Consider the following 13,353-nt stretch of genomic DNA (forward strand, 5'->3'; position numbering starts at 1 on the left):
TTATTAACCAAAATACTTTGAAAGTCAAACTATTTTACTTAAATTTAAACAAAAAAGTATTGGTTAAGCAAGTTTTTTTTATTTTGACAGTCAAAACAATAGTGGAGGTGCACGATGAAGCGAGTTGTAATAACTGGAATGGGGGCAGTTACCCCTTTAGGAAATACCGTCAAAGAATACTGGCAGAATTTAGTAAACGGAAAGCTTGGAATCGGGAAAATTACTAAGTTTGATTCAGAAGATACTGGCGTTTCACTTGCTGGTGAAGTTAAAGATTTTGATCCAAGCACTGTTCTTGATCGAAAAGAACAAAAACGAATGGATTTATTTTCACAATATGGTCTAGTAGCTGCATCTGAAGCGTGGATGATGAGCGGCTTAGATTATGACAAGATTGATCCAAAACGTTTTGGCGTAATCGTCGGCAGTGGTATTGGTGGAATGACAACTTTACAAGATCAAGTTCGAGTGATGGATAAAAAAGGTGCCAAACGAGTAACACCATTTTTTGTACCAATGGTTATCGCAAATATGGCTTCAGGAAATATTTCAATCAAATTAGGGGCAAAAGGACCTTCTCAAACAATCGTGACGGCTTGTGCCTCAGCAACAAATGCGATTGGTGAAGCTTTCCGCACAATTAAGTACGGACTTGCTGACATGATGATTACAGGCGGAACGGAAGCAACGATTTGCGAAATTGGTATTGCTGGTTTTGCAGCATTAAGCGCGTTGAATACGACAGAAGATCCGACACGGGCTTCTATTCCCTTTGATAAAGAAAGACATGGCTTTGTGATGGGCGAAGGTGCTGGTATGTTAATGCTGGAAGAGCTGGAGCATGCACAAAAACGCGGTGCAACGATTTTAGGTGAAATTGTCGGTTACGGTAGCAATTGCGATGCTAGTCATATGACAGCACCTTTAAAAGACGGTAGCGGAGCCGCTGATGCGATTGAGCTGGCTTTGGCAGAAGCAGCAATTCAAACGACAGAAGTTGGTTATGTAAATGCTCATGGTACGTCAACGCCAGCCAATGATGCCGCTGAGACGGCAGCTTTAAAACGAGTATTTGGTGAACGTGCTTATGAAATTCCAATTTCTAGCACTAAAAGTATGACCGGACATCTTCTAGGAGCAGCTGGCGGTATTGAAGCAATTGCTTGTGTGAAGACATTGCAAGAAGGAAAAGCACACCCAACGCAAGGGTATCAAACTGCAGATCCTGAATGTGATTTAGATTATGTAACAGATGGAGCACGCACGATTGATGCGACCTATGCCATTAGTAATTCTTTTGGTTTTGGTGGGCATAACGGCGTAATTTGTATGAAAAAATGGGAGGAAAACTAAAATGGCAAGATTAATGAACGCAACAGAAATTATGGAAATGATCCCGAATCGTTACCCGATTTGTTATATCGATTATGTGGATGAAATTATTCCGGAGAAAAAAATTATCGCTACAAAAAACGTTACAATCAACGAAGAATTTTTCCAAGGACATTTCCCTGGAAACCCAACAATGCCGGGCGTTTTAATTATTGAAGCTTTAGCTCAAGTTGGCTCGATTCTAATTCTAAAAATGGAACAATTTGAAGGCGAAACAGCTTATATTGGAGGAATCAATAAAGCAAAATTCCGTCAAAAAGTTGTACCGGGTGATGTATTAAAACTTCACTTTGAAATTGTTAAAATCAGAGATTATGTTGGAATTGGTAAAGCAACAGCTTATGTTGAAGATAAAAAAGTTTGTGAATGTGAACTGACATTTATCGTTGGTAGATAAGGAAAATCAACTAAATAGACTGAGATAAAAGTGTTTAGCCCAAAGAAGTAAGTGTGGTAGCCCCTTTTCTCACCGTCTATTCGGATCTAGTGTGTGGAGCAAAACTGATTTTTAGTTTTGTTCCGCACATTTTTGTTATTTATTACAGCTTAAACAATGGTAAATTAATCATTAACCAAATATTTACAGGCTACTAAATTTTTCTAAATACATATAGATAGCATGAAAAAAAATTTGTTTAGAAACGCGTATTCTCTAGAATAACCGCAGCTAATCTGCTACAATGGTTGAGAAGAATTTTTAATAGAAAAGCAGATAGTTCCTTTTTCTCTGACATAGAAAAAAGCAGGCTATCTGACTTTAAAGAAGGAGAGCTATAAAAATGATAGCAGTAAGTGATCTTAAAGCAGGAATGACATTTGAACAAGACGGTAAATTAATCCGTGTAATGGAAGCTAGTCACCACAAACCAGGCAAAGGTAATACCGTTATGCGTATGAAATTAAAAGATGTCCGCACTGGTGCGACAACAGATACAACAATGCGTCCAGATGATAAAGTAAAAAAAGCCTTCATCGAAAGCAAACCTGTTCAGTATCTATATAGCCAAGATGATACAGCAAATTTCATGGACTTAGAAACATACGAACAATACGAAATCCCAACATCTGTTATTGAAGATGAATTAAAATATCTTTTAGAAAACATGGAAGTAAAAATCCAATTTTACGGTTCTGAAGTAATTGGGGTAACTTTACCTACAACTGTTATTTTAAAAGTACAAGAAACACAACCATCAATCAAAGGTGCAACTGTTTCAGGTTCTGGTAAACCTGCTGTAATGGAAACTGGTTTAGTCGTAAACGTTCCTGACTTTATCGAAGCAGATGAATTACTAGAAATCAACACACAAGAAGGCACTTATTTAAAACGTGCTTCAAAATAGTTGAACTTAAACAGCTGACAATTGCTAGATGAATCTGTCAGCTGTTTTTTTATTTTTTGATGATTAAATTAGAAATTGGTATAGGTGTCTATTAAGAAGTGAGGTAATGATGGAATTTTTATTGACATTGTGTTTGGTATTGTTATTTACAAAGCTGGCGGGGCATTTTTGTAACCGTGTAGGGATTCCTTCTGTAATTGGGGAATTATTGGTTGGTATTATCATTGGACCTGCGTTACTAGGGTGGGTGAAACCTGATGAATTTATGCATTATTTTTCTGAAATTGGCGTGATTATTTTAATGTTCATTGCTGGTTTGGAAAGTGATTTGGAATTATTGAAGAAATATTGGCGACCGGCTTTGGCAGTTGCTTTGATGGGGATTTTATTTCCAGCAGTAATGGGTTTTGGAGTTGGAGAAATCTTCAATTTTTCAATGCAGCAATCGATTTTTCTGGGTGTATTATTTAGTGCAACTTCGGTTAGTATTTCAGTACAAGTTTTAAAAGATTTGAAGAAAATTGATACTGAAGAAGGCGCTACGATTCTTGGAGCAGCGGTGGTCGATGATATTGTAGTCGTTTTGATTTTAGGAATTATGTTAAGTTTGATGAATCAATCTTCACCAGATAATGGTTTGCCGATATGGGAAGTGTTGTTGCTAAAAGTCTTTTTCTTTATGGTTATTTTTGCAGCAAGCAAATGGTTGGTTCCTCGGATTCTAAATCTAAGTGAAAAGTTAATTGCCATAGAAGCAGTTTCAGCCTTTTCTTTAGTGATTTGTTTAGGATTTGCCTATTTTGCTGAGATGTTGGATATGGGAGCGATTATCGGTGCTTTTTTTGCTGGAGTAGCGATTGCTCAAACAGGTTATCGCAAGCGTGTGGATGAAAAATTAGAGCCGATTGGTTATGCTGTTTTCATTCCAATGTTTTTTGTTTCGATTGGACTAAATATGACGTTTGCTGGCATGTCAAAACATTTTCTATTTATCTTGTTATTAACTGTGGTTGCTGTGGTGTCGAAATTAGTCGGCGGTGCACTTGGCGCACGTTTTACAGGATTTAAGGGGATTTCTACCATAGTTATTGGTTCGGGAATGGTTTCTAGGGGCGAAATGGCGTTGATTATCGCGCAAGTCGGATTGACATCTAGTTTTCTTTCGGAAGAGTATTATTCTTCAGTGATTATGGTGATTATTTTAACGACAATTATTGCACCATTGCTATTGAAAGCAGCGATTGTTAAACAAGACACACTAAAATACTAAGAAAAAGCGAGGCTGAGACAAAAAGCGTTTAGCTCCGAGAAATAAGAAGGGATTCACGAAAATTGCTCTTCAAATTTTTGTGAATTTCAGCTTATTTCCGAAGGAGCTGCTTTTTTCTCGCCGTTTATTCGGATCTAGTGAGTGAAACAAAACTGATTTTTAGTTTTGTCCCACTCACGCTTTATTTATTATAATTATTTAACGAACAGAACCCATTAATTTTTTTATTGGATTTTTTACTAGGAATAGAATAATTCCGGCAACTACTGCCACTGCACCAACAATACCGAAGTAAGCTGACTCAGTTTGCGGTGTGTAAAAACGAGCAATTTGCGCATTAATCGCTTGTGAAGCTGCATCGGCCAATAACCAAATTGCCACTGTTTGAGATTCAAATGCTTTTGGTGCTAATTTTGTGGTAACTGATAAACCAACAGGAGAAATACACATTTCACCTATAATCATAATAAAGAAAGCGAAGAATAGCCATAACGGACTTACACGACCGCTTGTTCCATATAGTAATCCTGGAAACATCAATAGAATAAAAGAAAGTCCCGTAATAACTAAACCAAGGGAAAACTTGACGACAGTTGATGGCTGTCTGTTACCTAATCTTGTCCAAAGAGTTACAAAGATTGGCGTTAATATGACAACGAAAATCGGGTTTAATGATTGAAACCAGCTTGAAGCAATATGAAAACCAAATAATGTTTCATTTGTTCGTTCATTTGCAAAAAGTGCTAAAATAGAAGAACCTTGTTCCTCTAATGACCAGAAAATAATTCCGGCGATAAAGAGCGGAATATAGCCAAGAATTCGCGGTTTTTCTTCAGCAGTAACATTTTTTGAAGTTAGCATTTTAATAAAATAGTAAACAGGTAACAAAATACCAAGGACACTAACGGTGTTGATAAAAAAATCAATCGTTAAATGATCTGTCAGAAAAGCACCGCCGAAAATGACGATTGCCACAATAATAGCGATAAAAAATGAGCGTAAGAATTTTTTCTTTTCTATTGTATCCATTGGATTTGTTGGTGCTAAACCAATATTAGCCAAAGATTTTTTTCCTTGGAAATAGTACTGTAATAAGCCGAAAAACATACCAAATGCTGCAATAGAAAAACCAATATGATAATTATATGTTTGGCCTAGCGTTCCTACAATAAAAGGAGCGATCAATGCACCAATATTAATACCCATATAAAAAATAGAAAAACCAGCATCACGTCGATTATCTGTTCCTGAATATAAATGTCCGACCATACCAGAAACATTTGGTTTTAGCATGCCTGTCCCAATCACAATTAGTAAAATGGAAAGAAATAAAGCTGCGACACCAAAAGGAGTTGCTAAGACAATATGACCAACCATAATAAATACGCCGCCGAAAAAGACGGTTTTTCTGGCACCTAAAACCCTGTCAGAAATCCAGCCTCCGACAATACTTGACATAAAAACTAGTGATCCATAAATTGACATAATTGCTAATGCAGTTTCCTTAGGTAGCCCCAATCCCCCGTTTGCTACCGTATCGTAGATATAATAGAGTAAAATAGCGCGCATACCATAATAACTAAATCTTTCCCACATTTCAGTGAAGAAGAGTGTAGACAGTCCTTTTGGCTGACCCAAAAATGATTTGTCTAGCTGCTGCTCGTTCATAAGTAAAACCTCAATTCTTTTTTAATATTCAGAAAATTCAAGATTTAAGTGTTTTCTGAAAAATATATGTAATATATTGTAAACTTCTACTCTTTTATTCAGCATAAATTTCCATGATTAGTGTATAAGAAAAAACGGATATATATTCATTTAATTTTAATAATTGGAAGAAAATAAAGGTATAAAACAATTGAAAGGGCGTATCATTTTGAAAGAAATTGCAAAAAAACAGATGGAATGGGCCGAGTTAAAATATTTAGTTCTCTCAAAATCTCAACCAGACTATAAAGCTATCCGTGCATTGTTTGCAGATCATAATTGGAGTGATGAAAAGGAGCTGCAGTTTCGTTTTTACATTCAGCATGCTCTTGCTGAACCAGCTAAAAAAGGCAATAGTTTAAATGCATATCAACATATTTGGGGATACTTTAAAAATAAAGCTACAGAAGATGAGCAGAAAAAATACCAAAAATTAGTTGATAATTTTTCAATAGAACAAGATAGGTTACTCCCGTTTTTACAAGAATTATCGTTAAAATATCAAGAAGAATATTTACTTCAATCACGATTACTTTTTCATTAAAGGACATAACTAAATAATTAGTAAAAATCAGGAGAATTAGCAAAATACGACTTTATGTTCGTTATTTTTGTTTAGTTCTGCTGTTTTTATTTTTATTTCGTTCGTTTTTTGTTAATAACCGAATGTTTATTTTATAAATTGAAAAAACATATTGAAAAACGTTCAGAAAATGATTATACTAAATCAGTGGAAAAACGAACGAGGAGTGTATGAATGAACAAGAATGTTCCGTATTTTATTGTGGCACCTGGAATGATTTTATTATTATTTTTCTTAATGATTCCTTTAGTAACTAGCATTTTACCAACTATTTTTACCGATCAAGGGGTGACGCTTAACAATTATCTCACGTTTTTTAAAGATGACTACAATATGTCGATCTTTTGGCGCACGATTAGAGTCTCATTGATTGTAACGTTTATTTCGATTTTACTTGGGATTCCAACAGCATATTTTATCGCAGGAGTAAGCAAAAAATGGCGTGGTATCTTGATGGCGATGACACTATTTCCATTGCTGACAAATTCCGTTATTCGTAGTTTTGCGTGGATCAACATTCTTGGTAAAACAGGTGTGGTTAATACATTATTGTTAAATACTGGCTTAATTTCTGAACCGTTGAATTTACTTTATACAGAATTTGCTATTATTATCGGTTCAGTTTACTTATTTTTACCTACTATGATTATGACGCTAGTCGGTGTTATGGAAAATATTGAAGGTGAGATGTTAGAAGCCGCAGAAACCTTAGGAGCAAGCCCTTTTACAGCTTTTCGTAAAGTGGTTTTACCGTTATCTATCCCGGGCACGATTGTTGGGAGCGTCTTAGTATTTACTGGCACATTGACTGCGTATACGACACCGCAGCTATTAGGCGGGAATCAAAAAATGATGATGTCTACGTTTTTATATCAAAAAGCCAATACTTTAGGTGATTGGAGTGCAGCCAGCGTATTAGCGCTGATTATGATTGTGGTTACTTTAATCGTGATGAAATTATTGGATTTACTAGCGAAAAAAGTTGATAGGAGAGAAGCAAACAATGCGTAAACAAAAAGGGATGTCGTTGATTGCGATCCTAGTATTCTTATTTTTATTTTTACCGCTGTGTTTAATTGTGGTTACTTCGTTTGGAACAGCTGCGGCTATTCAATTTCCAATTAAAGGCTTTACGTTGGATTGGTATGGGAAAGCGTTGCAGTCAGAAACGTTTATGAATAGTTTTAAATTAAGCTTAAGCATCGGCGTATTAGCGACGGCATTAGCTTTAGTTGTTGGAATTCCAGCTTCATATGCCTTGGCCCGTTATTCAGTAAAAGGTCGGAATTTCATTAAAAGTTTCTTTTTGTCGCCAACTGTGATTCCGGGAATTGTGGTCGGTTACACGTTGTTTCAATATATTGTGATTAAGTTAGGTTTGCCGATTTTTCAAGGTCTGCTAATAGGGCATTTCCTGATTAGTTTGCCATATATTATTCGGGTAGTTGGTTCTAGTATGGAGCAATTGGATTATTCAATGGAAGAAGTAGCTTGGACCTTAGGCTGTACCAGAACTCGTGCGTTTATTCAAATCGTTTTACCGAATGTTTCTTCCGGTATTTTTGCGGCATTTATGTTGGCTTTCGTAAATTCATTCAATAATGTACCGGTTTCGATGTTTTTATCTGGTCCAGGCGTGACGATGTTGCCGACTTCATTGTTGAGTTATATGGAGTACAACTATGATCCGACAGTTTCAGCTATATCAGTAATGTTGATGCTATTGACGATGGGCTTAATGTTTTTGATCGAAAAAACATTGGGATTGGCTTCGATTGCGTAGTTTAAATTAAAGGGACAATAGATTCCGGACTTATAGGTAGAAAGAGGAGAAAATTTTGACTTTTGTTGATTTAAAAGATATCCGTGTCAGCTATGACGGGAAACAAGATATATTAAAAGATTTAAGTATTTCGATGGAAAAAGGGGAGCTAGTTTCTCTGCTTGGACCTAGCGGCTGTGGTAAAACAACCACGCTGCGTGTCATTGCAGGCCTGATTAAGCCCAATGACGGTTCTTTTGAATTAGATGATGAAGAATTAACGAAAGTGCCTGTTCACAAACGAAATTTTGGTATGGTGTTTCAAAGTTATGCTTTATTTCCTCATTTGACTATTGCAGAAAATGTTGCTTTTGGGTTGAAATTAAGAAAAGAATCAAAAGCTGCTATGCAAGAAAAAGTTGCAAAAATGCTGGAAGTTTGCGGTTTAGAAAACCTTGGGGATCGTTATCCTAAACAACTTTCAGGCGGGCAAAGACAACGTGTGGCTTTAGCGCGTGCCTTGATTATTGAACCTAAATTATTATTATTGGATGAGCCATTAAGTAATTTGGATGCAAAACTAAGAGTAGCGATGCGAATCGAAATCAAACGAATTCAGCAGCAGTTAGGCATCACAACTGTTTTTGTTACTCATGATCAGGAAGAATGTTTCTCGATTTCAGATAAAGTTGCCATCATGAATAATGGTGTTATTGAGCAATATGATTCACCCGAAAAGATTTACCGTTTACCAAAAACAAAATTTGTTGCTCATTTCATCGGCTTTGAAAACTTCTTCGATGTTAAGAAAACCGCAGAAGGACAATACAGCAGTGTTGGTGGGCAAGTATTTACAACGACTAATCCTGAACCAGCTACAGCAGAAATCGTAGCAACAATTCGTCCAGAAGATATTGAAATTGTACCAGAATCTGTTGATGATTCTATTGAAGGAACAGTTGTTGTTAGAACCTTTTTAGGAAAAAGTTACCAATATGAAGTCCAAACATCTCTAGGGAAATTACTAGTTAATGGAACAAGCGAACAAATTTATGAAACAGAAGCAACTATCCATCTGGCTTTTCCAGCAGATAAATTAGTTATTTTAGAAAAATAAACGATAAATGAAGGAGATACAGACAGCATGAAAAAGAAATTAATGATCGGTGTTTTAGCAACAGCAACATTACTTATGGCGGCTTGCGGTAATAGTGAGGCGGATACAAAAAGTGACAGCAAAAGCGGAAGTAACGCATTAGTTGTGTCTACTTTTGGATTAAGCGAAGATATTGTGAAAAAAGATATCATTAAACCATTTGAAGAATCCAATGATGCAAAAGTTACTTTAGAAGTTGGTAATAGCGCTGACCGTTATACAAAACTATTGAACAATCCCAATGCAGGCATTGATGTTATTGAGTTAGCACAAGCGAATGCAACCCAAGGTAATGAAGAAGGGCTTTTTGAAAAGATTACTGAAAAAGAAGTACCAAATATCAAAGAGTTAACGACTGGTGCTAAAGAAGTTTATGAGAGCGGCGCAGGGGTTCCGATTGCAGTTAACAGTATAGGCATCGTTTATAACAAAGAAAAATTAGGTAAAGACATTACTAGCTGGGATGATTTATGGTCATCTGATCTAAAAGGGAAAATTTCCGTTCCTGATATTTCAACAACTGCTGGACCATTGATGTTATATATTGCTAGCGATCATGCAGGTGTAGATATCACTACAGACAAAGGCGAAGCTGCTTTTGAAGCTATGAAAGAACTAAAACCAAATGTTGTTAAAACATACTCGAAATCATCTGATTTAGCTAACATGTTCCAGTCTGGCGAAATTGAAGTAGCTGTTGTAGCTGATTTTGCTGTTGATATTATTCAGGGAGCGTCTGAAAATGCAACTTATGTTGTTCCTGAAAGTGGCACATATGCAAACTACAATACAATTAATGTACCTAAAAATGCTAAAAATAAAGAATTAGCTTATGCGTTTGTTAATGATCGTATTAGTGAAGAATCACAAAAAACAAAAGCTATTTCACTAAACGAAGGACCAACCAACAGCAAAGTAACCCTTGATGAAGAACAAGCTAAAAATAAAACGTATGGTGCAGTAGCTGACCGTGCAAAAACAGTGGACTTTGTATTTATCAATGAAAACTTATCTAATTGGGTTGACCAATGGAACCGTACAATGAACCAATAGAGAACGAGGAAGGCGATAAGTATGAACGTAGATATGATTATTCAAGATGTTTGGGTTTTCCAAACAGCAACGCAAACATTTGTAAAAAAGAATGTTTCAATTAAAGATGGAAAATTTTACTATATTAGTGCATCTGAGCTGAAAAACTTAACGCCTAAAACAATCATCAAAGCCGAGAATCAATACATGATTCCCGGCTTGATTGATGTACATATGCACATTGAAAGTTCGATGACGACACCGACGATTTTCTCAAAAGCAGTTTTACGTTATGGTGTAACAACTGTTGTAGCAGATGCACATGAAATGGCTAATGTATTTGGCTTAGAAGGTTTAGATGAGTTTATGAAAGCAGAAACGGAATTGGATATATTTCATGCCATTCCTTCATCAGTGCCATCAACAACGCCAGAGTTGGAAACGACAGGTGGAATCATTGGTTTACCGGAAGTGCGTGAATTATTGAAAAATCCAAAGATTGTCTGTTTAGGAGAAGCAATGAATTTTAAAGGAATTGCTTATGAACCGGAATCTTTAATTCGCCAAATTATTGATTTATGTAAAAAAGAACGCCCAACTATGCCATTAGAAGGACATTGTCCTAAAATATATGAGGAAGAGCTGGCAGCATTTTTGTTTAGCGGCATTACCTCAGATCATACACACCAATTTCCAGATTCATTAAAAGAAAAAATCGAAGCGGGCGTTTTTATTCAGTTTCAAAACAAATCAATCACACCAGAAAACATGCAAGTAATTATAGAAAATAATTTTTATGAACAAGCCAGTATTATTACAGATGATGTGATGGCGGATGATTTGCTACATGGTCATTTAAACGAAAACGTAAAAAAAGCAGTAAAGGCCGGTTTACCAATTGAAAAAGCGATTTACATGACGACCTATACCCCAGCAAGACGGATGGGTTTCCATGATCGCGGTGAAATTGCACCAGGACGCAATGCTGATTTTATTTTATTAAGTAATTTAGAAGATTTTACGTTTGATGCAGTCTACAAATCTGGGGAAAAAGTTTATGAAAAAGGAGCTAAGATAGAGTATCCTAGCGTAATTGAACATTTTCCGGAAAGTTACAAACAGTCCGTTCGCTGCAAACCGTTTAAAGCCGAAGATTTACTGATTAGAGTAGCAACTGAAAAAGCATCCGTTCGTTGCAATGTAATTCAAAAACAAGAAATTGGGACATTTACTGAACGTATTACAAAAGAGATTCCGGTAAAAAATGGGATTTTACAATGGCAGGAAGCAAATTGTTCATTGTTAATTGTCATGGAACGGTATGGTAAAAATGGCAATATCTCTTTTTCATTAATGGACCAACCAATCACTGAACAAGGTGCGATTGCAACTACTTGGGCGCACGATCATCATAATGTCATGGTGATGGGGAATAATGTGGAAGACATTATTCATGCGCAAAATGAATTGTTAGCCATTCAAGGTGGTTATATTGTTGCTTCAAATGGCTCGATTACGGGAAAATGTCCATTGCCGATTGGTGGGATTTTATCTCAAGCGCCAATTGAAGAATTGGGTAGAGATTTGCAAAAGGTTCGCTCAAGTATGCAAGCGTTAGGTTACAAAAATATGAATGAAATTATGTCTTTCTCCACACTGTCATTGCCAGTTTCACCAGCAATTAAAGTTACTGATAAGGGTATGATGAATACCAAAACACAAGAATTTTATCCGCTGATTTTTCCTGAAGACGGGGTGTTGTTAAATGAAAACACTAATTAAACATGTTCATGTTCTTACTATGGATAAAGAATTTACCGAAATCAAAGATGGTTTTGTACTGATTGACGAAGAAAAAATCACTCAAATTGGTCATACTTTTGAACTCGATTCAATGGAAATTTTGGCAGACAAAATCGTCGATGGGAAAAATGGCCTATTGATCCCAGGAATGATTAATACCCACACTCATGCTGGAATGATTCCTTTTCGTTCATTGGGTGATGATGTTCCTGACCGCTTACGCCGATTTTTATTTCCTTTAGAGCAATTTATGACCAAAGAGTTAGTGAAAGCAAGCAGTAAATATGCGATTGCTGAAATGTTGTTGAGTGGAGTCACCACGTTTTGCGATATGTATTATTTTGAAGATGAAGTAGCTGAAAGTTGTAAAGAAATGGGCATGCGAGCGTTGGTTGGTGAAACAATTATTGATATGCCAACTTGTGACAGCCAAACTCCATCTGGTGGCTATAATTATTGCCAGCAGTTTTTAGAAAAATGGCAAAACGATCCATTAGTTACACCAATTATTGCTCCCCATGCACCGAATACCAATCAGCCAGAAATTTTACGAAAAATTGTTGAATTAAGTGGAAAATACAACGCACCAATCACAATGCATGTTTCTGAAATGACTTACGAAGTTGAGGAATTTCAAGAAAAGTACCAACAAACGCCAATTGAATTTTTAAATGACCTTGGTTATTTTGATAGAGAGTTTATATTAGCACATTGTATTTTGGCAACAGAGACGGATTTAGAGATTATTGCTTCTTCAAATGGCAAAGCCCGTGTTGCTCACTGTATCGGAGCAAATACGAAATCAGCAAAAGGTGTAGCTCCTGTGAAGCAAATGCTGGAAAAGGGAATTACTGTAGGTTTAGGAACAGACGGCCCAAGTAGTGGTAATACCTTAGATCTTTTTAGTCAAATGCGGCTGTTTGCTAATGCCCATAAAACCTACAACCACGATCGTGCGTTATTTCCTGCCAAAGAAATTGTTCGTTTGGCAACGATTGGCGGAGCTGAAACATTGGGGTTAGCTGATCAAGTGGGATCAATTGAAATCGGCAAAAAAGCTGATTTAACCATAATTGAAACGGAATCAGTAAACATGTTTCCAATTTTTGACCCTTATTCTGCGATCGTTTATTCTGCTAATGCAGCAAATGTAGCTTCAGTTTGGGTCAATGGGCAACAATTAGTCAATGAAAAACAAATGGTTGAACAAAATTTAGAAGAGATTAGATCAACGCTTTATCATGAAATGGAACAGTTTGTAATAGAAGCGAAAAAGTTATAATGAAAAAAGCAGAGGAAATCTAG

12 protein-coding genes are annotated in these 13,353 nt (G+C 36.2%); 11 read left to right on the forward strand and 1 reads right to left on the reverse strand.

Translation table 11 applies throughout. The annotated features are described in order from the left end of the window. Nucleotides 1–114 precede the first annotated feature (114 nt). The 4 genes from fabF to C240_RS13800 all read left to right on the forward strand — a co-directional run bounded on the left by fabF (nucleotide 115) and on the right by C240_RS13800 (nucleotide 4,005). Nucleotides 115–1,353, forward strand: a complete 1,239-nt coding sequence (gene fabF, locus C240_RS13785; protein WP_271497040.1) for a beta-ketoacyl-ACP synthase II — start codon at nucleotides 115–117, stop codon at nucleotides 1,351–1,353. Between the two features lies 1 nt (nucleotide 1,354). Further along, nucleotides 1,355–1,789, forward strand: a complete 435-nt coding sequence (fabZ, locus tag C240_RS13790) for a 3-hydroxyacyl-ACP dehydratase FabZ (protein ID WP_271497041.1) — start codon at nucleotides 1,355–1,357, stop codon at nucleotides 1,787–1,789. Nucleotides 1,790–2,171: 382 nt separating this feature from the next. After that, complete coding sequence (efp, locus tag C240_RS13795) at nucleotides 2,172–2,735, forward strand: elongation factor P (protein WP_271497042.1); 564 nt, start codon at nucleotides 2,172–2,174, stop codon at nucleotides 2,733–2,735. Between the two features lie 109 nt (nucleotides 2,736–2,844). Continuing rightward, nucleotides 2,845–4,005 carry a cation:proton antiporter gene (locus C240_RS13800; RefSeq protein ID WP_271497070.1) on the forward strand — a complete coding sequence of 387 codons (1,161 nt, stop codon included), beginning with the start codon at nucleotides 2,845–2,847 and terminating at the stop codon, nucleotides 4,003–4,005. A 198-nt stretch (nucleotides 4,006–4,203) separates the two neighbouring features. Here the strand turns inward: C240_RS13800 and C240_RS13805 are convergent, their stop codons facing one another. Further along, nucleotides 4,204–5,673, reverse strand: coding sequence for a peptide MFS transporter (locus tag C240_RS13805; protein ID WP_271497043.1), 1,470 nt, complete (start codon nucleotides 5,671–5,673; stop codon nucleotides 4,204–4,206). A gap of 163 nt (nucleotides 5,674–5,836) precedes the next feature. Between C240_RS13805 and C240_RS13810 the strand changes: the two genes are divergently transcribed. The 7 genes from C240_RS13810 to C240_RS13840 all read left to right on the forward strand — a co-directional run bounded on the left by C240_RS13810 (nucleotide 5,837) and on the right by C240_RS13840 (nucleotide 13,330). Continuing rightward, on the forward strand, nucleotides 5,837–6,256 hold the full coding sequence (locus tag C240_RS13810) for a YbgA family protein (RefSeq protein WP_271497044.1): 420 nt from the start codon (nucleotides 5,837–5,839) through the stop codon (nucleotides 6,254–6,256). A gap of 213 nt (nucleotides 6,257–6,469) precedes the next feature. Next, complete coding sequence (locus C240_RS13815) at nucleotides 6,470–7,306, forward strand: ABC transporter permease (RefSeq protein WP_271497045.1); 837 nt, start codon at nucleotides 6,470–6,472, stop codon at nucleotides 7,304–7,306. After that, nucleotides 7,299–8,078: an ABC transporter permease gene (locus C240_RS13820; protein WP_271497046.1), complete on the forward strand. Its 780-nt coding sequence runs from the start codon at nucleotides 7,299–7,301 to the stop codon at nucleotides 8,076–8,078. Before C240_RS13815 ends, C240_RS13820 begins: the two co-directional genes overlap by 8 nt. 55 nt (nucleotides 8,079–8,133) lie before the next feature. Further along, the gene (locus C240_RS13825; RefSeq protein WP_271497047.1) at nucleotides 8,134–9,174 is read left to right on the forward strand and encodes an ABC transporter ATP-binding protein; all 1,041 of its coding nucleotides are present in this window, start codon (nucleotides 8,134–8,136) and stop codon (nucleotides 9,172–9,174) included. Between the two features lie 27 nt (nucleotides 9,175–9,201). After that, nucleotides 9,202–10,266: an ABC transporter substrate-binding protein gene (locus C240_RS13830; RefSeq protein WP_271497048.1), complete on the forward strand. Its 1,065-nt coding sequence runs from the start codon at nucleotides 9,202–9,204 to the stop codon at nucleotides 10,264–10,266. Between the two features lie 21 nt (nucleotides 10,267–10,287). Continuing rightward, nucleotides 10,288–12,027, forward strand: coding sequence for an adenine deaminase (locus C240_RS13835; protein WP_271497049.1), 1,740 nt, complete (start codon nucleotides 10,288–10,290; stop codon nucleotides 12,025–12,027). Next, nucleotides 12,011–13,330: an amidohydrolase gene (locus C240_RS13840; RefSeq protein ID WP_271497050.1), complete on the forward strand. Its 1,320-nt coding sequence runs from the start codon at nucleotides 12,011–12,013 to the stop codon at nucleotides 13,328–13,330. The genes C240_RS13835 and C240_RS13840 overlap by 17 nt, the downstream gene beginning before the upstream one ends. Nucleotides 13,331–13,353: the final 23 nt, after the last annotated feature.

The organism is Enterococcus sp. 5H (assembly GCF_028128615.1).
GTDB lineage: Bacteria > Bacillota > Bacilli > Lactobacillales > Enterococcaceae > Enterococcus_L.